This window comes from Pseudarthrobacter arbutini, from assembly GCF_054510915.1.
The window spans coordinates 1-22,993 of sequence record NZ_JBTNDQ010000012.1 but is presented as its reverse complement, the minus strand read 5'-3'; the positions used below and the strand labels follow the sequence as shown (position 1 = coordinate 22,993).

Below are 22,993 nucleotides of genomic sequence, written 5' to 3'. Positions count from 1 at the left end.
TTCTCCTGATCAGCTTTCACCTGCGGCGAGTTGGCGTGCCCCTCCAACGTATCGCGAAGTGATGTGCCGCTGTGCCGCCCGCGCCAGCAGGCCACCCGCCTGGTAGAACCAGTTCGCGTGCCTGCTGAAGGCGGTGATCTTCAGGATCACCTGCCCGTCGGCGCCGATCTCGACTTCGAAGGCTTCCTCGCCGCGTTCAGGATGGCCGGGCAGCGTGCCGTAGCCGAAGCCCGCTGACTGGGGGCCGTCTCCGGGCACCGGCCGCCGGACCCAGACCACCTCGCACGGGGCACTAATACGGAGGGGCCCGACGCCGAACCCGCTCACCACCCGCGCGCCGGGGATCACGACGTCGGACTCGGTCCGGACGCGCAGTCCGGACCGACGCTGCAGTTCCCATGTAAGGATTCCGTGCGCCACCCGGCGGTAGACCGCCAACCCCTCACCCAGGTGCTCCCGCGATACGACCCAGTGGTAGCCTTCCGGCGCCAGGCCGTTTTCGGTGAAGCCGATGCCCGGATAGTTGAGGCCGCCGGCAGCCAGGCGCTTCCCGGTCAACGGGACCCGCCCGACGAACCGGACAGCCGCGCCCACCCCAGCTGCTCCTGTTGCTTGCGGCTCAGGGAGGCCACCACAAGGTCGTAGGAGTCCTCCACCATGTCCCGGACCATCGCATCGGGCAGGTTTCCGTCCAGCCGCACGCCGTTCCAATGGGTCTTGTTCATGTGCCACGCGCCGTTGATTTCCGGGTGGGCGGCCCGCAGCTGTTCAGCCAGGGCGGGTTCGCACTTCAGGCTCACGGACCAGGCGTCGGGGTTCATGGCAGACGCGGCAAACATCTTGGCTTCATGCCGCGCGCCACCTGCCACGGCAGCCCGGACCTTAAACACGGAGGTCTCCGGACCGAAGGGAAAATCCTCGAAGGCACCGGGAAATGACAGGCATATTGCCTTGAGTTGGGCTGCGTCCATGGACCGAGCCTACAAAGCCCTTCCCGGCGGTGCTAGTCTGCGAAGATGTCACCCGATCAGGCCACCATCCCCGTTCTGGACATGAGTGCCGCACGCCAGCCGTACGGCTCCTTCAGCCCTGAATTCATCGAGCAGCTGCGGGACGCCGCCCACAACGTGGGTTTCTTCCAAATCACCGGTTACGGCGCCGCCCCCGGCCAGGCCGAGGAGCTGCTGGCCCTCATCAAACGCTTCTTCGATCTGCCCCTCGAGGAGCGGATGAAGCTGGACAACAGGATTTCCCCGCACTTCCGCGGCTACACCCGGATGGGCACCGAAGTCACGCAGGGACGGGCCGACGCCCGCGAGCAGATCGACTACTCCCCGGAACGCGAGCCCGTCCACAACTACCCGGCCGACCAGCCGTACTGGCTCCTCCAGGGCCACAATATGTGGCCCGATGAGGCGTTGCCGGAGCTCAAGCCGGCGGCCATGGCCTGGGCCGACCTGATGTCCAGTGTGGGCATGGAGCTGCTGCGGGGCATCTCGGTTTCCCTGGGACTGCCGGAGGACCACTTCGACGAGCCCTTCGGCAACGAACCCGCGTGGATGGGCAAGCTGGTGCATTACGTCGGCGGCGTGGTGGAGGCGGCCGGGAACCAGGGCGTGGGCTCCCACGCTGACTACGGTTTTGTCACCCTCCTCCTCCAGGACGAGGTGGGCGGCCTCGAAGTGCTACCGCCCGGGACAACTGTATGGGCGCCGGTTGAGCCTGTTCCCGGGGCACTCGTGGTGAACCTGGGCGAAATGCTGGAGGTGGCCACGGAAGGCTTCCTTGCCGCCACGATCCACCGGGTCCAGGCGCCGCCACCCGGCGTGGACCGCTACTCAGTCCCGTTCTTCTGGTCCCCGCGGCTGGACGCGGTCATCGATCCGGTGCCCCTGCCTCCGGAGCTCAAAGCCCAAGCCCGTGGCATCTCCGACGATCCGTCCAACCCCATGCTCGCGTCCTTTGGCCTGAACATGCTCAAGGGCCGCATGCGGGCGCATCCCGATGTGACCGAACGCCACTACCCGGAGCTGATGCAGCGCTGATCAGAGGTTGTACTTCCACGCCTGCTGCGCGGGGCAAACGTTCATCACCACGTCCAGGCCGGCGGCCTTGGCACGGTCCACTGCCGCTTCGTCGATAACGCCCAGCTGCAGCCACACGGCTTTGGCGCCCACCGCAATTGCCTGGTCCACCACCGCCCCGACCTTCTGCGAGTTCACAAAGCAGTCGACGACGTCGAGGGGTTGCTTTTCGGACGGAATTTCACCCAGGGTACGGTACCCGGTTTCGCCGTGGACGGGGTCGCCGGGAAGGTTGACGGGGATGATCTCCATCCCGAGCCGGTCGCGGATAAACAGCGAGGTGTCGTACGCTGCGCGCCACTCGTTGGTGGTCAGGCCCACGATGGCCCACCGCCCTTTGTTTCGCATCAGGCGCTCAATAACGGCAGGATCGTTGACGTGGTCCATGATGCAAGCGTACAACGTCCCCTGAGCGGCCCATGATCGAATATTTGAATGAACAACTGGCGTCAATACTCGCGTGAACGAATATTACGTTCCACGGACCCTGGTTTGGCGCAGGGCGTGCGGTTCGGCTGTAGTGGTAGTGACCATCCCGAGCGGCCGAGAGACCTGGATCGATGAAGCCGCAGCATCCCTGACCAAACGCTGTACGCGTTGAGGCGACCATCCTCGGCACACAGCGAAGGGTGCTACCGCCAGGATCGATGGAGCACATCTATGACATCAGATTTATCCTCTGCCACGCCTTTATCCACCCTGAGTCCCGTCAGCGCCGCAGCAGCGGCCGCCGCAACGGACTCTCTCCAATCCACTTCGAACGCGACGGCGATCGAAGCAGGGCTGCGTGACGCGGCCGGCCCCACCAACAGCCCATCGGGATGGTCCTCGACCGGGCTGCAGGACGACGCTGTGCACGGCGCACCGTCCGGCGGGCCGGCCCGTCACGGCAGCACAACCAGCAGCACCACCGCCGCGCAGCACACGGCGGAGCATGAAGCAGCCCAGCCGGACAATGTGGCATTTTGGGAACAGCAGGCCCTCCGCCTGGACTGGGCCCAGCCCGCAGGAATCTCCGGCGGCAAACCGTGGCACACGGCCCACCGCCGGGTCCCGGCCGACGCCGCGGCCGGAAAAGGCCCGGAGATCACGTGGTTTGAGGGCGGCAAGCTCAACGTCGCCTACAACTGCGTGGACCGCCATGTGGAGGCCGGCAGGGGCGACAAGGTTGCCCTCCACTTCGAAGGCGAGCCCGGCGACCGCCGCACCGTCACGTACGCGGAGCTGCAGCGCGAAGTCTCCAAGGCTGCCAACGCGCTGCTGGCCCTGGGCATCACCAAGGGCGACCGCGTGGTCATCTACCTGCCGGTCATCCCCGAAACCGTCATCATCACCCTCGCAGTGGCCCGCATCGGCGCCATCCACTCGCTCGTTTTCGGTGGTTTCTCCGCCGAAGCCCTGAAGTTCCGCGTCGAGGACACGGGGGCCAAACTCCTGGTGACCACGGACGGCCAGTTCCGCCGCGGTGTCGCCGTGCCCGTCAAGGACAACGCGGACGGTGCCGTCGCCGGGGACAACGCGATCGAGCACGTGCTCGTCGTCAACCGCACCACGGCGCCGGAGGACCTGGCCGCCGTCCCCATGACTGAAGGCCGCGACGTGTGGTGGCATGACGCCGTCGGGAGCGCCGCGGACGTCCACGAACCGGAGGCGTTCGACGCCGAAACGCCCCTGTTCATCATGTACACCTCCGGGACCACCGGTAAGCCCAAGGGCCTGGTCCACACCTCCGGCGGGTACCTGACCCAGGCGTCCTGGAGCTTCGAACACCTCTTCAGCAACCCGGACCCCGCACTCCGCGACCAGGACGTGCACTGGTGCACCGCGGACCTCGCCTGGGTCACGGCGCACACCTACGAGATCTACGGCCCGCTCTCCAACAGCGCCACCCAGGTGATCTTCGAAGGCACGCCCAACACCCCGCACCCGGGCCGCCACTTCGAGATCATCGAACGCTACGGCGTCACGCAGTACTACACCGCGCCCACCCTGGTCCGCTCCCTGATGGGCTGGTTCCCGGACGGCGTTCCGGACAGCTACGACCTCTCCTCCATCCGGCTGCTCGGCACCGTGGGCGAAGCCGTGAACCCCGAGGCCTGGCGCTGGCTGCGCCAGAACGTCGGCGCCGGCACCGCACCCGTGGTGGACACATGGTGGCAGTCCGAGACCGGCGCCACCATCCTCTCCCCCGCCCCCACGGACACCGAGTTCAAGCCGGGCTGCGCCGCCCGCCCGCTGCCGGGCGTCAGTACCAGGATCGTGGACGACGCCGGCAATACAGTGCCGCCGGGCGTCCAGGGATTCATTGTGGTGGACACCCCCGGGCCCGCCATTGCGCGCACCGTCTGGGGCAACGCCCGCCGCTACTATGACTCCTACTGGAGCCAGTACGTGGAGCAGGGCTGGTTCCTGGCCGGCGACGGCGCGAAGTACGACGCCGACGGCGACATCTGGATCCTGGGCCGCGTGGACGACACCCTCAACGTCTCCGGCCACCTGCTGTCCACCATCGAGATCGAGTCAGCGCTGGTGTCCCACCCGGACGTGGTGGAGGCTGGCGTCTGTCCGGTCGCCGATCCCAAGACCGGGCACGCGATTGTCGCTTTTGTTGTGCGCCCCACCCGCCCCCTCCCCTCGCAAGCTCAGGCAGGGAACCCTGCGGTCGTGGGCCCAGACGCATTTGCCGAGGAGCTCCGCAACCACGTTGCGAAGGCGATCGGCCCCATCGCGAAGCCGCGCGACGTCGTCGTCGTTCCTGACGTACCGAAGACGCGCAGCGGCAAGATCATGCGCCGGCTCCTCACCCAACTATTCGAGGGGACCGCCCTGGGCGACACCACCTCGCTCCAAAACGAACCGGCGATCGCCGGAATCCAGGACGTCCTGCGCGAGCGGGCCCTAGCAAAGGAAAACTCATGACAGACATCAGCAACGTTGCCCGCCTTTCAGAGCCGCTCAAGTTCGCGTACTGGGTACCGAATGTTTCCGGCGGCCTGGTGGTCTCCACCATCGAACAGCGCACCGGCTGGGACTTTGACTACAACAAGAAGCTCGCGCAGATCGCCGAGAACTCAGGTTTCGAATACGCCCTGACGCAGACCCGGTACGCCGCGTCCTACGGGGCCGACAAGCAGCACGAGGCCACGTCCTTCAGCCTTGCCCTGCTCGCCGCCACCGAACGCCTCAAGGTCATCGCCGCCGTCCACCCGGGCATGTGGCACCCCGGCGTGCTGGCCAAATACATCATCACCGCCGACCACATCTCCAACGGCCGCTCCGCCGTCAACATCGTCTCCGGCTGGCTCAAGAACGAATTCACCAACTTCGGCCTCGACTGGCTGGAGCACGACGAACGCTACGTCCGCACCGAGGAATTCATCAGGGTGCTGCGCGGGCTGTGGACCGAGCAGGAATACAGCCAGGCCGGCAAGTACTACAACATCACCGATTTCACCCTGAACCCGGCCCCCGTGGACGTTCCTGGCCGTGCACACCCGGAGGTCTTCTTCGGCGGAAACTCGACGGCGGCACAGGCCACCGCGGGCCGCGTGGCCGACTGGTACTTCTCCAACGGCAAGGACCTGGAAGGCTTCAAGGAGAACATCGCCGGCGTTGTGGCAGCGTCCGGCGAAACCGGCCGCGGCACCGAAGGTGCTCTCGCCGCTCCCCGGTTCGGCCTCAACGGCTTTGTGATCGCCCGTGATTCCGAGAAGGAAGCCCGCGATACGCTGCGCGAAATCGTTGCGAAGGCACACAAGCCTGCCGTCCAGGGCTTCCGTGAAGCCGTCCAGGAAGCCGGCGCGTCCACCAAGGACGGCAAGGGCATGTGGGCCGACTCCAGCTTCGAGGACCTGGTCCAGTACAACGACGGCTTCAAGACCCAGCTGATCGGCACCCCGGAGCAGATCGCCGAGCGGATCGTGGCATACAAGAAGATCGGCGTGAACCTCTTCCTCACCGGCTACCTGCACTTCCAGGAGGAAGTCGCCGCCTTCGGCCAAGACATCCTGCCGATCGTCCGCGAACTCGAAGCCGACCTGGCCCGCAAAAACGGCACCGAACTGGATCTCTCCAACACACCTGTCGCCGAGTCGGTGGCTGTCTGATGGCTGACCGCAAGTTCGGTTTCCGCACCCGCGCGCTGCACGCCGGCGGCACGCCCGACGCCGAGCACGGCGCCCGCGCTGTGCCCATCTACCAGACCACGTCCTTCGTGTTCAAGGACACCCAGGATGCCGCCAACCTCTTCGCGCTGCAGAAGTACGGCAACATCTACTCCCGCATCGGCAACCCCACCGTGGCAGCGTTCGAAGAGCGCATCGCCTCGCTGGAAGGCGGCATCGGTGCGGTGGCGACGTCGTCGGGCATGGCCGCGGAGTTCATCACCTTCGCCGCACTGACGCAGTCCGGCGACCACATCGTGGCGGCATCCCAGCTCTACGGCGGCACCGTCACCCAGCTGGACGTGACCCTCCGCCGCTTCGGCGTGGACACCACGTTCGTCCCCGGCACCGACCCCGCGGACTATGCCGCGGCGGTCCAGGAAAACACCAAGGCGATCTTCGTCGAGGTGGTGGCCAACCCGTCGTCGGAAGTCCAGGACCTGGCGGCCCTCGCGAAGGTAGCGCACGACGCCGGCGTCCCCCTCGTGGTCGACGCCACCTTGAGCACGCCGTACCTGGTGCGCCCGATCGAACACGGCGCCGACATCGTCATCCACTCCGCCACCAAGTTCCTCGGCGGGCACGGCACCACCCTGGGTGGCGTGATTGTGGAAAGCGGCCGGTTTGATTGGGGCAACGGCAAGTTCCCCACCATGACCGAGCCGGTGGCGTCCTACGGAAATGTCTCCTGGTGGGGCAACTTCGGCGAGTACGGCTTCCTCACCAAGCTGCGCTGCGAACAGCTGCGGGACATCGGCCCGGCACTTTCCCCGCTCTCGGCGTTCCAGCTGTTGCAGGGCGTGGAAACCCTGCCGCAGCGCCTGGACGAGCACCTGAAAAACGCCCAGGCCGTGGCCGAATGGCTCGAGGCCGATCCCCGCGTGGCCTACGTCAACTTCTCCGGGCTTCCCTCGCACCCACATTATGAGCGCGCGAAGAAGTATCTGCCGCTGGGCCCCGGCTCTGTGTTCTCCTTCGGGGTGAAGGGCGGCCGCACAGCCGGGCAGAAGTTCATCGAATCCCTGCAGCTGGCCTCACATCTGGCCAATGTTGGCGATTCCCGCACCCTGGTGATACACCCGGGTTCCACCACGCACCAGCAGCTGAGCCCGGTCCAGCTGGAGTCGGCGGGCGTTCCCGAGGACCTGGTCCGCATTTCCGTGGGACTGGAGGACATCGACGACATCCTGTGGGACCTGGACCAGGCACTGGACGCTGCGTCGGAACCGGCGGTCGAGTTCGTCGAGACCGTGGATTCCTGCACGGTTGGAGCGAACGTATGAGCAGCAGCGGACGTACCTGGACCGGACCTTCCGCTCCGGAGCGCCTGAACCTGCTGCGGGCAGCCACCTCGATTGCGATCGTGGGCGCCTCGGACAAGCCGTCCCGGGCCAGCTATTTTGTGGCGACGTACCTGCAGTCGTCCACGCGGTACAAGGTGTACTTCGTGAACCCCGTGGTCAAGGAGATACTTGGTGAACCGACCTACGCCTCACTGGCCGATCTTCCCGAAAGCCCGGACATCGTGGATGTGTTCCGCAAGCACGATGACCTCCCGGGTGTCCTGGACGAAGCCATCGCGGCCGGCGCCAAAACCCTCTGGCTGCAGCTCGGCTCCTGGCATGAGGACGTGGCCACGGACGCGGAAGACGCCGGGCTCAACGTGGTGATGGACCGCTGCGTGAAGATCGAGCATGCCCGGTTCCACGGCGGGCTGCACCTGGCCGGCTTCGACACCGGCGTGATCTCCTCCAAGCGGCAGCTGCTTTCCTGACGGAAGGTGCTTCCTGAAGCAAACCTGATTAGCGGGTGAACTTCTTCAGCCAGATTGAACCGGGTCCGGCATTGCCGGCCCCGGTTTTTTCTGTCAGTGCCGGAGGGACGATGGCTGACGTCAGGGACTCCCCCGCCGCGGCGGCTTCGGCCAGGGTACCGGCAACCAGCTTTCCGGCCTTGTCGAGTTCGGCAGCGGCGTCACGGGTGACGCCCGCAGCGTTCCCCGGCGCGCCGCCGTCGTCCGTCCTTGACTTGCCGGACGACGTACCGTTGCCGCGGCCGGCTGGCTCCGCGCCCCGGTTCTGGCCTGCGTCTTCCGGACCGTTCGCCGGCGGGGCAGTTTCCCGTTCAACAGTTTGGGGCTGTGCCGGCGCTGCGTCGTCGCGGGTTGCCGGCTCCGCGGGCAACTGCGCCTCCGCCGGATTTGCGGCTGTCCCGCTGGCGGCGGGAGTCCCTGCGATGGACCAGCCAGGAGCCCAGTCCTGCAACAACTGCTGGATGGACCTGCTGGCCTGCGCGTCCGGCGCGGTGCCGGTGGCGGCCACCCCGGTGACGCCCAGCCCCATCCCCGCGATGACGGCAAGGCCCACAACAGTGGTCCGGTGCTTCCGGAGGAGCCGGTGCCGGGCGAGCTGGTGGGTCTGGCCAGACAGGAGTGCCGCCAGTTCATGGCCGGGCTCGGGTGCAGGCAGGGAGCCTAGGGAGCCCACCGCGAGAAGGGTTTCGCGGAGGCCGGCGGCATCGTCCACACCGGCGTCAAGGAGCATTTCATCAATGGTCCGGATCAGGGAGCTGGCATTGGAGGTCATGGCGCCACGTACTCCTTCACTGCGGACTGCTCGCGCAGCCGGATCAATGCACGGCGCTGGAGCTGTTTGACGGCGCCGGCACTCTTGCCCATCACAGCGGCCACCTGGTCCACAGTGAGGCCCGCGACGAGGCGTAACGACAGCACTTCCCGCTGTTCATCCGGCAATTCGTTGAGGAGATCCGCGACCTCCTGCGGGGAAATCCGCTGTAGCACTTCAGCCTCGGCCGAGGACTCCTCGCGTCCGTCAAGGTCCGGTTCGAACGGGAGTTTACTGGGGGTGCGCTGCTGTCTCCGGTGATCGTCCACCATCCTGGCGTGCGCCACGGAGAAGACAAACGTGCGCAGCCCGGCCACGCCGCCGGTAACCTTCTGCAGCCGTGGCAGGACGGTGATGAAGACTTCCTGCATAACCGCCTCCGGATCTTCTACCCCGCGGGCTGTGAGGTAGCCCAGGACCTGTGGCGCGTAGGTTCGGTACACGATGCTGAAGAGCTCCGGATCGCGGGCGCGCGCACGCAGAACGTCGTCTGTCAGTGCATCGGTCACGGACACAGGGCCTTCGGTGGAGGGGACTGGGCTTGCGCGGCGAAGGGCCCGCACGTCATCCGCGGAATGCCCTCGCCAGCTAACTTTACCCTCCGGTAACAAAAGAGCCGGCCTGGAACATGATGGGGGACAAGTTCCAGACCGGCGCTTCATAGGGGTAATCGCTCTAGGCACCGCAGGGGTTACTCGGTCGGACAAAAAACTTTCCGGGACCGTGACGTCGGGGGATTCTTGCGCCGCCTACGTCCGGCGCGGCTCACGCCCAGCTCTGCGCAGTCACCCTCCCGCGCGGTGTCTTGGCAATAACAAACGTGTGAGCCCTAGCGGCGTGAACGCGCTGGTCCCCACAGTCCGGCTGGAGTTGGGCGGCGACCACCACAGCGGGCGCTGGGGCCGGCGGTGCAACCTTGGCGGCGGGGCAGAGGTCGGTGACCAGCCCTGTCCCGGCGCACTCACGGACGGCGGCGATCCCTGCAGCCACTGCGGACTTATCCTCGAAGGCCCCGGATACGGCCACCACAGTGCCATCCGGTGCCTTGAGGCGGAACCTGAACCGTGAATCCGAGTCCAAGAAAACTTCAAACTTCCCGGCCATGGTAAATCCTTCCGGTCTGCGGGTCCCGTCCGGGCGGCATCTTCGCCACGGGCGGTCCCGGAAGCATCGCTGCGTCCGGTACCTACGGGTCTGGTGGAATGATCTGCTGATCAGTTCAGGGTGTGCTTAAGAGTCTGTCCGGCTCGCGTATAGCCTCACAAGACCGGCCGCGTAAACCCTGCGTAAATTCCCAAGTGACTGGCAGTTAACGTCGCGAAAACCGCTTTTGAGAACGGTAACTGCGATTGACTTGGGCCAGCAGACGACAAAGGCGGGCCACCCACCAGGGTGACCCGCCGTCGTCGTGCCTTACGGGCTGTCAGTCGTTGATCAGATCGTGGACCACGATGGTCTGGTCGCGGTCCGGGCCGACGCCGATCGCGGAGAAGCGCGTGCCGGAGAGCTTTTCGAGGGCCAGCACGTAGTTGCGGGCGTTCTCCGGGAGGTCCTCCAGCGTGCGGGCGCCGGTGATGTCCTCGGTCCAGCCCTCGAAGTACTCAAAAATGGGCACTGCGTGGTGGAACTCGGTCTGTGTCATGGGCATTTCGTCGTGCCGTACACCGTCGACGTCGTAGGCAACGCAGACCGGGATCTGCTCGATGCCCGTGAGGACGTCCAGCTTGGTGACGAAGTAGTCCGTGAAGCCGTTCACGCGGGAAGCGTGGCGGGCCAGGACGGCGTCGTACCAGCCGCAGCGGCGCGGGCGGCCCGTGTTTACGCCGAACTCGCCACCGGTCTTCTGCAGGTACATGCCCATCTCGTCGAACAGTTCGGTGGGGAACGGTCCGGCGCCAACACGGGTGGTGTAGGCCTTGATGATGCCGATGGAGCGGGAGATCCGGGTGGGGCCGATGCCCGAGCCAACGGACGCGCCGCCGGCTGTCGGGTTGGAGGAGGTCACGAACGGGTAGGTGCCATGGTCCACGTCCAGGAACGTGGCCTGGCCGCCTTCCATAAGCACAACCTTGCCCTCGTCCAGGGCGTTGTTGAGGACCAGGGTGCTGTCGATGACCAGCGGGCGCAGGCGCTCGGCGAAAGCCAGGAAGTAGTCCACGATCTCGTCCACCACAATGTCGCGGCGGTTGTAGACCTTGACCAGGAGTTCGTTCTTCTGGCGCAGGGATCCTTCCACCTTCTGGCGGAGGATGGACTCGTCGAAGACGTCCTGGACGCGGATGCCCAGGCGGGCCACCTTGTCCATGTAGGCGGGGCCGATGCCGCGGCCGGTGGTGCCGATGGCGCGGCTGCCGAGGAAACGCTCGGTGACCTTGTCCAGGACCTGGTGGTAGGGCGCCACGAGGTGCGCGTTGGCGGAGATGCGCAGCTTGGATGTGTCCGCGCCACGGGCCTGCAGGCCTTCGATCTCCTGGAACAGGGCCTCGAGGTTCACCACGCAGCCGTTGCCGATGATCGGAATCGCGTTGGGGCTCAAAATGCCGGCCGGAAGGAGTTTGAGCTCATACTTCTCACCGCCTACGACGACGGTGTGCCCGGCATTGTTGCCGCCGTTGGGCTTTACGACGTAGTCAACGCGGCCGCCCAGAAGATCGGTGGCCTTGCCTTTTCCTTCGTCGCCCCACTGGGCTCCTACGATCACGATTGCTGGCATGGGATCCTCCCCCATTCGTTCGGGCCGCACAGGTCCGTCCACCGAAATGGCAGGCCTGCGTAGCGCCGTTCATGAGAATGCCCCGAAGGCCATAGCCTGGCCGGACCGCTACGGCGGCCAACCACGCAAGAGTCCGGGGCTCTTACCACCCAAGTTTAGCCGATCACGGACTTTGTCCACTCAATAGGGCGCCCGTGGCCCTTCGCGCGCGGCAAAGGACCACGGGCAGACTTCCCGCGGTCTACTACTCGTCGTCAGCTTCCTCGCCGGGACGGGACGTCTGGGTGTCCAGGCTGTCCCAGAAGGACGTATCGGCGTCGGCAATCGAACCGTCAGCGATGGCCGCCGCAGTGGCCGTCAGCGTGGTCACTGTCTGCTGGATCAGGTAACCGTTGCTGCGGAGCCCGAGGGCGTAGCCGTCCAGATAGTGATCAGACATGCCACGCATTTCGAAGAGCAGGGTGGCGATCCCGTACTCCACTGCGATGCCGTTGCGGCTGATGGTCTCGGCGCTGCCGCCCACATACTTGCCCAAGTGGCCCCAGCCTGTGGAGTCGACGTTGTTAAAGACCACGGCGCCCAGCTGCTTGGACTTTTTTACAACAGCCGGATCGGCGCTGGGCGTGGTGGGGTACAGGATGGACCCGGAGACCAGCTTTCCGTCGCGTTCACTCCGGGTGCCCTGGTGGTGCAGGTCGATCATGTAGTCAATGCTGTACTTGCGCATGACGTTGGTGTGGAGCGCCTGGGTTTCGGGCTGGATTTTGGCGACGTGGTCACGGTTCAGGTCCACCTCCTCGGCGTTGTACCGCGTCATGTGGCGGTCGCCCTTGGCCAGGTAGTCATCCAGCGGGAAGTTCACATCTCCCATCGCGCCGTCGGCATTGAGCATGGGAACGATGAGGATGTTCACTCCGTCCAGGATGTCCCCCGATTTCCCGGTTCCCAGGTGTTTCACGAATGCCATGGCACCCTCGGTGGTCAGCTGCTCATTTCCGTGCTGCTGGGTCAGGTACAGGATGGTGGGCTTGGCCGGGTCCGAAATGTACTTCACCAGGTGGATGTCCCGGCCCTTGACAGTCTGGCCGATCACCTCCAGATCCATGGCTGGCTGGCGGGTGTCCTGATCCTTCAGGAAGGAGACCAACTCGTCATAGGTTGCCAGTTTCGAGGTGGTGATCTGGCCGTTGCCGTCATAGTTGGGGCCTTCGCCCACGGCATGGGCCAGCGGTGCCGGCGCGGCGAGTGCCGCCAGAACCAGGGCTCCGGATACGGCCGCGGTCCTTAAGGTTGCCAGGGTTTTGTTCACGGTACGTTACCTCTTTCGACTGCATGGAGGGTGCGACCAGCCGCAACGTCCTTATTGCAGGCTGTCACAGAAGCCAATCAAGCTAAACGAAGGCTGTCAATTCACTTGACAAAGTCTGCTCGCCCTGTGCCGTCTATCACGGGAGGCTGGGGCCGGCCCCGCATTTCGCGGGGCTTGCTAAACTGATAGAGATCGACCAGGAATCGGTCCACACCACATTTCAAACCACGCCGGACGGGCGCGCCCATCACGCGCCCATTTTCCGGATTGGCAGCATCGCCGAGCCCCGCAGGAGACATTGCACTATATGACAGCCCTGGCCCCCGAATCCCTCCGTGAACAGCTCCTGAGCCGCCGCTACGAGCCCAACGTTGCCGCCGTCAACGAGCTGTGCGATTCCCTGCAGAGCGTCAAGCCCCACACCGAAGTCCCCTACGTCGACCCCATGCACGACGTGGACGAGTGCCGCATCATCAGCCTCTACTCCAACATCGGCGAGGCTGACCCGTCCGGCTTCATCACCGCCGGCGACGAAGACGCCGCCACCCGCATGCTCGGCATCCAGTGGAAGCTGGGCCTGCGCCCGGAGTTCGTGATGCCGTGGAACGTGCACCCGTGGCACACCCCCGGCGAGGTCAACGGCAAGTTCACGCCGGACCAGATTTCCGCCGGCCTCAAGCCGCTGCTGAAGTTCCTCGCCGTGGTCCCCCGCGCCTCGGTGATCGTGGCCCACGGCACCGAAGCCAACCGCCTGGCCAACCTGCTGCTGAAGACCGAAGTTCCGCTGCTCTGGCGCCGCGGGCTGAAGACCTACAAGGTCCGCTCCCTCAGCGGCCGCGCCTTCGCCGGGACTCCCGCGCGGCAGGAACAGTACCTCGAGGAAATGCGCGTCGTCTACACCGACGCCATGGCCCGCACGGGGCTCGCGAAGGCGTAACAAACGGTGGGCCCACACCCGCAGGGTTCCCTCGCCGAGCTTGCGAGGCAAGGGTGCGGGTGGGGAACGACGGCGGGCGGTCACCTTTTCTTCTAAAGGTGACCGCCCGCCGTCGTACTTCCTTAAGTACTTGCGCTGACTTCTCAGCCCGCGGTAAGCAGGTCCTTGAGTTCGTCCTGGATCAGCGAAGCGCCGGTGGGACCAAGGCCCAGGAACCAGGTGTCATCGCTGACGGCCTTGGCGTGGCCGGACTTGACGGCCTCGAGGCGGGGCCAGACGGCGCCTTCAACCACAGAGGTTTCCCCGGTGGCGGAGGGCTCGCCGTAGCTGCTGTAGAAGATCCAGTCGGCATCGGCGTCGCCGATGTTCTCGGCAGAGATCTCCGCAGCCAGCTCTCCTATGTCCTGGTTCTCCGGCCGGGCGATGCCGGCGTCCTTCAGGATCACGCCGATGAGCGATTTGTTGGCGTAGAGGCGGATCTTGCCCGGCAAGAAGCGGACCAGGGATACCTTCTGGTCGTCCGGGACTGCAGCCTTCAGTTCGTCGGCCTTGGCCTGGTAGGCGTTGAGCGCGGCGACCGCCTTGGTCTCCTCGCCCAGTGCCTCGCCAGCCAACAGGAAGTTTTCCTTCCACGGAAACCCCGGTCGGATGCTGAAGACGGTGGGAGCAATCTGGGAAAGCTGCGGGTAGAGCTTGTCCGCACGCAGCTTGCTGCCGATGATGAGGTCCGGCTTCAGGGCAGCGATCGCCTCGAGGTTCAGGTCCTGGATAGTGCCCACAGTTTCCACGCCGGCCACCTTGTCAGCCAGGTAGCCGGGGACCGCGTTGGCACCTTCCGTGGTGGGCATGCCCACCGGAGTGAGGCCCAGGGAGACCAGGGCGTCGAGCTCACCGGTGTCCAGGACTACGATGCGCTCCGGCTTTTTGTCGAGAGTGGTCTCGCCGTTGGCGTGCTTGATGACGCGGGGGAATTCTCCGGCCTCCGCGTCGCTGCCCAGCTTGGCAGTCTCGGCGTCGGCGGTGGTGAACTTGGAGCCGCCGGTGGCAACTTCTGCGTTGCCGGCGGTGCCGGAAGCGGTGGTGGCACTGCCACAGCCGGCCAGCATGCCAAGAACTAGCAGGGCACCGGCGACTTTGAGGCCGGTGCTTCGTCCGCGGGTTGGGGTACGTGCGGAGTCGCGCTCCGTCACTGAATCGTCAATTTTCACGAAGTAAGGATAACCTAATTAGAATGTGATCCTTGATCCGGGCGTTGCCCGGAAGGTCCCCAACCCGTGCCGGAGCGCCCTATACCCATGCAACAAGACACCATCCCCGGGGAATCACGGCCGAACGCCGGCACTCACTTCACTGTCACCGCCGCGGCTGGCGTCCCGGCAGAGGTGCCGCTCAGCCCGGGCGCGGTCCGGCGGGGCAGCTGGCGGCTGGTCCTGCTGCTGGCCGCAGTTGGTGCCCTCACCGGCGCCGCGCTGCTCAGCCTCGCCATCGGCGCCAAGTCCATTCCGCTGGAGTCTGTGCTGCAGGCCTTCTTTGCCTATGCAGATACCGCGGACCACGCCATCATCCTGGAGAACCGCCTGCCGCGGACGTTGCTGGGCATCATTGCCGGGATGGCCCTGGGAGCGGCCGGCGCACTGATCCAGGCCATCACACGCAACCCGCTCGCGGACCCTGGCGTGCTGGGCGTAAACGCCGGGGCGACCTTTGCCATTGTGATAGCCGTAGGCGTCTTTGGCGTCTCTACAATGAGCGGATACGTGTGGTTCGCGCTGGGGGGCGCCGTGCTGGCAGCCGCGGTTGTGTACTTCATAGGCAGCGCCGGCCGGAACATCGTGAACCCTGTGCGGATCACCCTCGCGGGCGTGGCACTGGGGGCGGTGCTGACAGGTATTTCCTCCGGGCTGACGCTCATTAACCCACGGGCCTTCGACCAGCTGCGGTCCTGGAGCATCGGCTCGCTGGACAGCCGGTCCATGGACAGTGTCCTGGTGGCGGCGCCGTTCATCGGGGCGGGCCTGCTGATAGCCGTGATCACCACCCGTGGCCTGAACGCGGTGTCTCTGGGCGACGAACTGGCCACCGCGCTGGGTGCCAACTCGAACCGGACCCGCATCCTGGGGCTCGTCGCCATCACCTTGCTCAGCGGTGCAGCCACCGCCGCGGCCGGCCCCATCGGCTTCATCGGCCTGATGATTCCGCATGTGGCCCGCTGGCTGATCGGGCCGGACCAGCGCTGGATCATGGCGTACACCCTGGTCCTTTCACCACTGCTGCTGCTGGTTGCTGATGTCCTGGGCCGGGTAGTGGTACCCGGCGAGCTCCAGGTGGGCATCGTGACATCCTTCATCGGCGCACCGGTGCTGGTTGCCCTCGCCCGGCGCCGGAAGGCCAGTGCACTGTGAGCGTCGATTTCGGCAAAGCCGCCTGGCAGATCCGCACCCCCGGCGGCGGAATCAGCCTCCGCGTCAGCCGTAGGACAGTTGCCGTGGGCATTCCGATCGTGCTCCTCACCATCGCGGTATCTGTTATGGCCCTCGCCAGCGGCGCACTGGAAATCAGCGTTGAGCAGGTCCTGCGCGCCTTCACCGGGACAGCGGAAAGCATGGCCCAGACCGTCGTTATGGAATGGCGGCTGCCGCGTGTCCTGATGGCGGTGCTGTTCGGCGCAGCCCTGGGCGTGAGCGGCGGAATTTTCCAGTCGCTGACCCGCAACCCACTGGGCAGCCCGGACATCATCGGATTCAACACCGGAGCATACACAGGCGCGCTGCTGGTGATCCTGACCATGGGCGGCAGTGCCATTCAGATCGCCGGCGGCGCACTGATCGGCGGGCTGTTGACTGCCCTGGCCGTCTACCTCCTTGCTTACCGCCGAGGCATCCAGGGTTTCCGGCTGATCATCGTGGGCATCGGCGTCAGCGCGGTGCTGGCCTCGGTCAATCACTGGATCGTGCTGCAGGCTGAGCTTGAGGTGGCCATGAGCGCCGCCGTCTGGGGCGCGGGGTCCCTCAACGGCATCAGCTGGGAGCAGGCCTGGCCCGCAGCAGCCGTCATCGCCGTCGCACTCCTCGCCTCGGTCTTCGTGGTGCCCTCCATGCGCACCCTGGAACTGGGCGACGACGCTGCCAAGGCACTGGGAGTTCGCGCCGAACCGGTGCGGATCGCCTTGGTGGTGCTCGGCGTCGGACTTACCGCCGCCGTGACCGCAGCCGCCGGTCCCATTGCCTTCGTTTCGCTGGCCGCCCCGCAGCTGGCCCGCCGGATGACCGGCAGTGCCGGTATCGCCCTGCTGCCGTCGGCCCTGGTCGGGGCGCTGCTCCTGGCAGCCAGCGATTTCGCGGCACAACGCCTGTTTTCGCCCATTCAACTGCCCGCGGGCGTCGTCACCGTCTCCATCGGCGGTATTTATCTCATCTGGCTGCTGGCCAGGGAAGCGAGGAAGTCGTGAGCATCTCCACCAAGGCTCCCGCGCAACTGCAGGCCCGCGAGCTCAGTGCAGGGTATGACCGGAAGGTCGTCAGCAAGGAACTTTCCCTCACCATCCCCGACGGCCGCTTCACCGTCATCGTGGGACCGAATGCATGCGGCAAGTCGACGCTGCTGAAAACCCTGGCCCGCCTGATCAAGCCGCACGCCGGCGAGGTGGTCCTCGACGGCCGCTCCATCTCCGCCATCCCCGCCAAGGAGCTGGCCCGCACGTTGGGCCTGCTGCCGCAGTCCTCCATTTCCCCCGACGGCATCACCGTAGCCGAGCTGGTGGCCCGCGGCCGCTTTCCGCACCAGAAGCTGCTGCGCCAGTGGAGCAAGGAGGATGAGGCGGCCGTAACGGAAGCCATGGCCATGACCGGCGTGACCGCACTGTCCGCCACGCTGGTGGACGAGTTGTCCGGCGGGCAGCGGCAGCGCGTCTGGGTTGCCATGGTGCTGGCCCAGGAAACCCCGCTGCTCCTGCTGGATGAACCCACAACGTTCTTGGACATCGCCCACCAGATCGAGCTCCTGGAACTCTTCCGCGAACTGAACCGCACCCGTGGCTATACCCTGGTGGCGGTACTCCACGACCTCAACCACGCCAGCCGTTACGCGGACAATATCGTGGCCATGAAGGACGGGCGGGTGGTGGCCGAGGGCGCGCCGGCCGACGTCATTACCGAGGAACTGGTGGAAGAAGTCTTCGGACTGCCCTGCCGAGTCATCGAAGACCCTGTCTCGCTCACCCCGCTGGTCATCCCGCTGGGCCGGCCAGCACATGCCGAGATGGCCGGTTAGGTTCCGACAGGCTCAACCACCGGAAATTACGACGGCGGGCGGCCACCTTTCTGAAAAGGTGACCGCCCGCCGTCGTTCTTCTACTACTTACCCTCGATGGCTGCCTTGGCTGCCGGGTCCGAGTCGTTGAGGAACTTCTCGATGCGTTCCGGTTCCTCGGCTTCGCCGATGGCCGCGGACGCGCGGCCCAGCGAGTAGAGCGCCCGCAGGAAGCCGCGGTTGGGTTCGTGCTCCCACGGGATGGGGCCCACGCCGCGCCAGCCGTTGCGGCGCAGCGAGTCCAGCCCGCGGTGGTAGCCAACGCGCGAGTAGGCGTAGGAATCGATGGTGCGGCCCTCGGCCCACGCCTCCTCCGCCAGGACAGCCCACAACAGCGACGATGTGGGGTGCTTTTCCACCAGGTCCAGGGCTTCGGCGCCGGCGTCCAGCTGCGCGTAGACGTCCGTCTCGGCAGGCAGGAGGGTTGGCTCCGGGCCCATGAGGTTCTTGCGGAACTCGTCCGACATGGCTAGAACGTCTTGCCGACGGAGCCGAGCTGGCGGGCGGCCTCGACGATGCGGGCAGCCATGCCGGCCTCGGCTGAAGCGCCCCAGACGCGGGGATCGTAGGTCTTCTTGTTGCCCATTTCGCCGTCGATCTTCAGGACGCCGTCGTAGTTGGCGAGCATGTGGCCGGCCACCGGGCGGGTGAACGCGTACTGGGTGTCGGTGTCGACGTTCATCTTGATCACACCGTAGGAAACGGCATCAGCGATTTCCTGGTCACTGGAGCCCGAACCGCCGTGGAACACGAGGTCGAACGGGTTCTCCTTGCCGATCTTGGCGCCCACCTCGGCCTGGATCTGCTTGAGCAGCTCCGGGCGCAGCTTCACGCCGCCGGGCTTGTACACACCGTGGACGTTGCCGAACGTCAGCGCCGTCAGGTAGCGGCCGTTCTCGCCGGCACCCAAGGCTTCGATGGTGGCCAGGGCGTCTTCGGTGGTGGTGTAGAGCTTCTCGTTGATTTCGTTCTCAACGCCGTCTTCCTCGCCACCGACAGTGCCGATTTCGACCTCGAGGATGATCTTGGCGGCGGCGGCACGCTCCAGCAGTTCGCGGGCGATGCGCAGGTTGTCTTCAAGGGCCTCGTGCGAGCCGTCCCACATGTGCGAGTTGAAGATCGGGTTGCGGCCGGCCTTGACCTCGGCCTCGGACGCTGCCAGCAGCGGCAGGACAAAGCCGTCCAGCTTGTCCTTGGGGCAGTGGTCCGTGTGGAGGGCGATGTTGACGTTGTAGTTCTTGGCCACTTCACGGGCGAAGGCGGCGAAGCCGAGCGAACCGGCCACCATGTCCTTCACCGATGCGCCGGACCAGTACGCTGCGCCACCGGTGGAAACCTGGATGATGCCATCGGACTCAGCCTCGGCGAAACCGCGGATGGCTGCGTTCAGGGTCTGCGACGACGTCACGTTGACGGCCGGGAACGCAAAGCCTCCGGCCTTGGCGCGGTCGATCATCTCGGAGTAGATCTCTGGGGTTGCAATGGGCATGGTGACTCCTATGCTGAGTTTTCGTCTATGGGTTGTGACCCTGGAGAGTAGACCTCTTACGGCTAGCCACCATCCTAGCCATTTCTGTGCAGGGGCAGTGTTTCGGGTCACGCGGGCCGGTAACACTCACGCTCACATACCGCACCGAGGTGGCACTTCGCGGCAATGCAGGAGGCCGGGACTGCCGCGAAATGCCATCTCGTGCAGGGGTTTAGCCGTACAGCCAGCAGTTGCTCACTGCGGACCGGTTTGAGAAGCGGCGCTCCAGGAAGATGAATGCCTGCGGGATGGCGGCCGCGTAGCCGCCAATGTGGGTGGCCCCGGCCGTGACATCGAAATACACCGACGATCCGGCGCCGCACCAGCGCTTGGCCAGCTGCCGGCCCTGGTCGTAGGGGATGACGTCATCGAGCAGGCTGTGCGAGAGGAGTACGGGGACCTGCGGCGCCCGGCCGTTGCCAATCTTCTGTGCGGCAACGACAGTTTTTAGCTCGGGGAGCTCCAGCAGGGAGCTCAGCTTCTGCCCGGACACCGTGAGTTGGGCGGTGTTGAGGAAGCCGCTCGAGACGATGGACTGCACGGTGCATTCATTGTCTGTCGCTGCCAGCTTCGCAAGCCCGGCTGCATTAAGGTACGGGCTCAGGTCCAGTCCGCCGGCGGCGCCCATGCCCGTTACCGCGTAGAGCAGGAACCCGGTGTACAGGCCGCCGTCGAGGTTTCGTCCGACGGCGGGAAGGTCGGCGGGGACCGCCCCCGCGTACGCGCCCTTGAGGTTCAGCTCCGGAGCGTATTGGGGTGCAAGCTCGACGGCGGCTGCCGAGGCGCCGCCGCCCTGCGAGTAGCCGGCCAGCGCCACCGGACCGCCGGGGACGATCTGCGGGTTCCCCAACCGCTGGGCGGCACGGGCGGCGTCCAGGACGGCGTGCGCCTGCGATTCGCGCGCCATGTAGGTGTGGCTGCCGGCCGTGCCGAGACCCTCATAGTCGGTCACCGCTACGGAGTAGCCCCGCGCCAGCAGCCCGGCGATGAAGATCCCCTCGTATTCCTCGCCGGTAGCCATGGCCCGGGACGGTGCGCATTGGTCCCCCTGCCCCTGGGTTCCGGCGGCGTAGCTGACCAGCGGACGCGGGCCGGACCCGGTCCAGGCCGCGTACGGCACCAGCACTGTGCCGGTCACGGCGACAGGCACCCCGGAACTGTTCACGGAGCGGTACATGATGCGCTGCACGGAGGCCTGGGCCCGGATGGTCTTGAGCGGATCGACATAGAAGACAGACGGCTCCGTCCGGACCAGGTCGCCGTTGCTGGCCGGAAGTGAGGCGGGGGTGATGTAGAAGTCGAGCGGGTTGGCCGTCGTCGCCGGTGTTGTGGCTGGGGCAGGAGCGGCTTGGGCCACCGCGCCACAACCGAAGGTGAGAACCGCGGCCAGCACAATGGCCGAACAGACGCGTACAGAAGGATGCTTCATTGAACCTCCAGTCAGTGCCACACTCGCCAGTGAGTGTGATCCAGCCACATGCTACTGGCGGGTAACTTGTGGGCCTAGGGATTCGCGAAGATTACCGATAGTTTCATCTCGAATTCAACGCCGGGGCCAGCCGCGCCTGCATCGAGATGGCATTTCACGGCAATGCCGGAGCCCGGGACTGCCGTGAAATGCCATCTCGGCGGGGTTCAGAAGTGGCGCGGGTCAGACGGGCTGGCTGAAAACGTGCCGGCGGATCCAGGCGTGCATGGCGATCGCGGCGGCGGAGGCGGCGTTGATGGAGCGGGTGGAGCCGAACTGCTCGATGGACAGGGTTGCAAGGGCCGCCTCGTGGACCTCCGGCGTCAGTCCGGGCCCTTCCTGGCCGAACACCAGGACGCAGTCCTTGGGCAGCTCATACGTCTCCAGGGGCACGGAGTCGGGGAAGATGTCGATCCCGATGATCGCGAGCCCCTCCCCCTGCGCCCACACCACAAAGTCCTCCACGGTGGGGTGGTGGCGGACGTGCTGGTAACGGTCGGTGACCATCGCCCCGCGCCTGTTCCACCGGCGTCGTCCGATGATGTGGACTTCCTTGGCGAGGAACGCGTTGGCGGTGCGCACTACCGTGCCGATGTTGAGGTCGTGCTGCCAGTTTTCGATGGCGATGTGGAAGTTGTGCCGCTTCGAATCGAGGTCCGCCACGATCGCGTCATGCTTCCAGTACCGGTACTGGTCCACCACGTTGCGGCGGTCGCCGTCGGCGAGCAGGTCCGGATCCCAGTGGTCACCTTCCGGCCACGAACCCTCCCAGGGCCCGACGCCGACCTCCGCCTTTGGCTCCGACGCCTCCTCGGGCGCTGGCTCCTCCGCTGGAATCGGAAGAGGTTCGACTGGGTTTCCGGGCATTTGTTTCACCCCTCAACACTAGACTGGACCACTGGAGCATTCATCACCGGCGGAGGTAAACGTGGCAGAAGCAGACCAGGTACAGGGTTCACCGGCGGTTTACCGCAGCGGCCAGGAGATCGAATGCTGGCTGACAGACATGGACGGCGTACTCGTCCACGAAAACCATGCCGTCCCAGGGGCCGCCGAACTGATCCAGCGCTGGGTGGACACGTCCAAGCGGTTCCTCGTGCTGACGAACAACTCGATCTTCACGCCCCGCGACCTGGCCGCCAGGCTCCGGGCCTCCGGGCTGGAGATCCCCGAGGAGAACATCTGGACGTCCGCGCTGGCCACCGCCACCTTCCTGAAGGACCAGGTGCGGGGTTCCGGCTCCGGGAACCGCGCCTACACCATCGGCGAGGCAGGGCTGACGACGGCGCTGCACGAGGCAGGCTTCATCCTCACCGACCAGGACCCGGACTATGTAGTGCTCGGCGAAACCCGTACGTACTCCTTTGAGGCCATCACCATGGCCATCCGCCTGATCCTGGCCGGGGCCCGCTTCATTGCCACCAACCCCGACGCCACCGGCCCGTCCAAGGACGGCCCGATGCCCGCGACGGGCGCGATCGCCGCGCTCATCACAAAGGCCACAGGCCGGGAACCGTACATTGTGGGCAAGCCGAATCCCATGATGTTCCGGTCCGCCATGAACCAGATCGATGCGCACTCGGAGACCACGGCAATGATCGGGGACCGGATGGACACCGACATCATCGCCGGCATGGAAGCAGGCCTGCACACGGTCCTGGTCCTCAGCGGCATTACGCAGCGCGAAGACATTGCCGCCTATCCGTTCCGGCCCAACCAGGTGCTGAACTCCGTGGCCGACCTGAAGAACCAGATCTAGCCTTTTTGTCCCTTGCGGGACGCCCGTTCCGGGCTGAAAATGTGCTTGTGGTCGCCTGCTGACGCCGTGGTTCTATGGTTCGTTGAGGCCGTGATCTAGC

Annotated in this window: 23 protein-coding genes; 10 read left to right on the top strand and 13 right to left on the bottom strand. The window is 65.7% G+C overall.

What is annotated here, in order from left to right:
• Window positions 1-9: 9 nt before the first annotated feature.
• Both ACX80V_RS14455 and ACX80V_RS14450 read right to left on the bottom strand, forming a co-directional pair.
• Window positions 10-594 (bottom strand): DUF1990 domain-containing protein, encoded by a 585-nt coding sequence (locus ACX80V_RS14455; protein WP_485843730.1) that lies wholly within the window; start codon window positions 592-594, stop codon window positions 10-12.
• Window positions 555-971 carry an MmcQ/YjbR family DNA-binding protein gene (locus ACX80V_RS14450; RefSeq protein ID WP_485843729.1) on the bottom strand — a complete coding sequence of 139 codons (417 nt, stop codon included), beginning with the start codon at window positions 969-971 and terminating at the stop codon, window positions 555-557. The genes ACX80V_RS14455 and ACX80V_RS14450 overlap by 40 nt, the downstream gene beginning before the upstream one ends.
• A 45-nt stretch (window positions 972-1,016) precedes the next feature.
• Here ACX80V_RS14450 and ACX80V_RS14445 point away from each other — a divergent pair, with 45 nt between their 5' ends.
• Complete coding sequence (locus tag ACX80V_RS14445) at window positions 1,017-2,045, top strand: isopenicillin N synthase family dioxygenase (protein ID WP_485843728.1); 1,029 nt, start codon at window positions 1,017-1,019, stop codon at window positions 2,043-2,045.
• Here the strand turns inward: ACX80V_RS14445 and ACX80V_RS14440 are convergent, their stop codons facing one another.
• Complete coding sequence (locus tag ACX80V_RS14440; protein ID WP_248762975.1) at window positions 2,046-2,471, bottom strand: CoA-binding protein; 426 nt, start codon at window positions 2,469-2,471, stop codon at window positions 2,046-2,048.
• A gap of 273 nt (window positions 2,472-2,744) precedes the next feature.
• On the opposite strand from ACX80V_RS14440, the gene acs reads away from it, so the two are divergent.
• Genes acs through ACX80V_RS14420 form a run of 4 tightly spaced genes read left to right on the top strand, consistent with a single transcriptional unit; the run spans window position 2,745 to window position 8,021 of the window.
• On the top strand, window positions 2,745-5,003 hold the full coding sequence (gene acs, locus ACX80V_RS14435) for an acetate--CoA ligase (protein ID WP_485843727.1): 2,259 nt from the start codon (window positions 2,745-2,747) through the stop codon (window positions 5,001-5,003).
• The gene (gene sfnG / locus ACX80V_RS14430) at window positions 5,000-6,190 is read left to right on the top strand and encodes a dimethylsulfone monooxygenase SfnG (protein ID WP_485843726.1); all 1,191 of its coding nucleotides are present in this window, start codon (window positions 5,000-5,002) and stop codon (window positions 6,188-6,190) included. The genes acs and sfnG overlap by 4 nt, the downstream gene beginning before the upstream one ends.
• Entirely contained in the window at window positions 6,190-7,530 is a 1,341-nt protein-coding gene (locus tag ACX80V_RS14425; RefSeq protein ID WP_485843725.1) for an O-acetylhomoserine aminocarboxypropyltransferase/cysteine synthase family protein, read from the top strand. The genes sfnG and ACX80V_RS14425 overlap by 1 nt, the downstream gene beginning before the upstream one ends.
• Entirely contained in the window at window positions 7,527-8,021 is a 495-nt protein-coding gene (locus ACX80V_RS14420) for a CoA-binding protein (RefSeq protein WP_485843724.1), read from the top strand. Before ACX80V_RS14425 ends, ACX80V_RS14420 begins: the two co-directional genes overlap by 4 nt.
• Window positions 8,022-8,049: 28 nt before the next feature.
• On the opposite strand, the gene ACX80V_RS14415 is transcribed toward ACX80V_RS14420, so the two are convergent.
• The 5 genes from ACX80V_RS14415 to ACX80V_RS14395 form a co-directional block, all read right to left on the bottom strand.
• Window positions 8,050-8,832 (bottom strand): hypothetical protein, encoded by a 783-nt coding sequence (locus ACX80V_RS14415; protein WP_485843723.1) that lies wholly within the window; start codon window positions 8,830-8,832, stop codon window positions 8,050-8,052.
• Window positions 8,829-9,380, bottom strand: a complete 552-nt coding sequence (locus tag ACX80V_RS14410; RefSeq protein ID WP_485843722.1) for an RNA polymerase sigma factor — start codon at window positions 9,378-9,380, stop codon at window positions 8,829-8,831. Before ACX80V_RS14410 ends, ACX80V_RS14415 begins: the two co-directional genes overlap by 4 nt.
• Before the next feature lie 256 nt (window positions 9,381-9,636).
• Entirely contained in the window at window positions 9,637-9,975 is a 339-nt protein-coding gene (locus ACX80V_RS14405; protein WP_485843721.1) for a YegP family protein, read from the bottom strand.
• Between the two features lie 319 nt (window positions 9,976-10,294).
• Entirely contained in the window at window positions 10,295-11,584 is a 1,290-nt protein-coding gene (locus tag ACX80V_RS14400) for an adenylosuccinate synthase (RefSeq protein ID WP_058932815.1), read from the bottom strand.
• A 244-nt stretch (window positions 11,585-11,828) separates the two neighbouring features.
• Window positions 11,829-12,893: a M14 family zinc carboxypeptidase gene (locus ACX80V_RS14395; RefSeq protein WP_485843720.1), complete on the bottom strand. Its 1,065-nt coding sequence runs from the start codon at window positions 12,891-12,893 to the stop codon at window positions 11,829-11,831.
• 307 nt (window positions 12,894-13,200) lie between these two features.
• Between ACX80V_RS14395 and ACX80V_RS14390 the strand changes: the two genes are divergently transcribed.
• On the top strand, window positions 13,201-13,830 hold the full coding sequence (locus ACX80V_RS14390; protein WP_485843719.1) for a uracil-DNA glycosylase family protein: 630 nt from the start codon (window positions 13,201-13,203) through the stop codon (window positions 13,828-13,830).
• A 143-nt stretch (window positions 13,831-13,973) separates the two neighbouring features.
• Here ACX80V_RS14390 and ACX80V_RS14385 read toward each other — a convergent pair whose 3' ends face one another.
• Complete coding sequence (locus tag ACX80V_RS14385) at window positions 13,974-15,038, bottom strand: ABC transporter substrate-binding protein (RefSeq protein WP_485843718.1); 1,065 nt, start codon at window positions 15,036-15,038, stop codon at window positions 13,974-13,976.
• Window positions 15,039-15,125: 87 nt separating this feature from the next.
• Here ACX80V_RS14385 and ACX80V_RS14380 point away from each other — a divergent pair, with 87 nt between their 5' ends.
• From ACX80V_RS14380 to ACX80V_RS14370, 3 genes are read left to right on the top strand one after another with little or no spacing between them, the layout of a single operon-like run.
• Window positions 15,126-16,232 carry an iron chelate uptake ABC transporter family permease subunit gene (locus ACX80V_RS14380; protein WP_485843717.1) on the top strand — a complete coding sequence of 369 codons (1,107 nt, stop codon included), beginning with the start codon at window positions 15,126-15,128 and terminating at the stop codon, window positions 16,230-16,232.
• Entirely contained in the window at window positions 16,229-17,278 is a 1,050-nt protein-coding gene (gene fepG, locus ACX80V_RS14375) for an iron-enterobactin ABC transporter permease (RefSeq protein ID WP_485843716.1), read from the top strand. The genes ACX80V_RS14380 and fepG overlap by 4 nt, the downstream gene beginning before the upstream one ends.
• Window positions 17,275-18,099, top strand: a complete 825-nt coding sequence (locus ACX80V_RS14370) for an ABC transporter ATP-binding protein (RefSeq protein ID WP_485843715.1) — start codon at window positions 17,275-17,277, stop codon at window positions 18,097-18,099. The genes fepG and ACX80V_RS14370 overlap by 4 nt, the downstream gene beginning before the upstream one ends.
• 83 nt (window positions 18,100-18,182) lie before the next feature.
• Here ACX80V_RS14370 and ACX80V_RS14365 read toward each other — a convergent pair whose 3' ends face one another.
• The 4 genes from ACX80V_RS14365 to ACX80V_RS14350 all read right to left on the bottom strand — a co-directional run bounded on the left by ACX80V_RS14365 (window position 18,183) and on the right by ACX80V_RS14350 (window position 22,001).
• Window positions 18,183-18,605, bottom strand: a complete 423-nt coding sequence (locus ACX80V_RS14365) for a DUF3151 domain-containing protein (protein ID WP_252602174.1) — start codon at window positions 18,603-18,605, stop codon at window positions 18,183-18,185.
• Window positions 18,606-18,607: 2 nt separating this feature from the next.
• A complete protein-coding gene (fbaA, locus tag ACX80V_RS14360; RefSeq protein WP_058930191.1) occupies window positions 18,608-19,627 on the bottom strand; it encodes a class II fructose-bisphosphate aldolase in 1,020 nt (339 codons plus the stop codon).
• A 211-nt stretch (window positions 19,628-19,838) separates the two neighbouring features.
• Window positions 19,839-21,095, bottom strand: coding sequence for a lipase family protein (locus ACX80V_RS14355; RefSeq protein WP_485843714.1), 1,257 nt, complete (start codon window positions 21,093-21,095; stop codon window positions 19,839-19,841).
• Window positions 21,096-21,317: 222 nt separating this feature from the next.
• Window positions 21,318-22,001: a TrmH family RNA methyltransferase gene (locus ACX80V_RS14350; RefSeq protein ID WP_485843713.1), complete on the bottom strand. Its 684-nt coding sequence runs from the start codon at window positions 21,999-22,001 to the stop codon at window positions 21,318-21,320.
• 61 nt (window positions 22,002-22,062) lie between these two features.
• Here ACX80V_RS14350 and ACX80V_RS14345 point away from each other — a divergent pair, with 61 nt between their 5' ends.
• A complete protein-coding gene (locus tag ACX80V_RS14345; RefSeq protein ID WP_181037246.1) occupies window positions 22,063-22,893 on the top strand; it encodes an HAD-IIA family hydrolase in 831 nt (276 codons plus the stop codon).
• The last annotated feature ends 100 nt before the right edge of the window (window positions 22,894-22,993 follow it).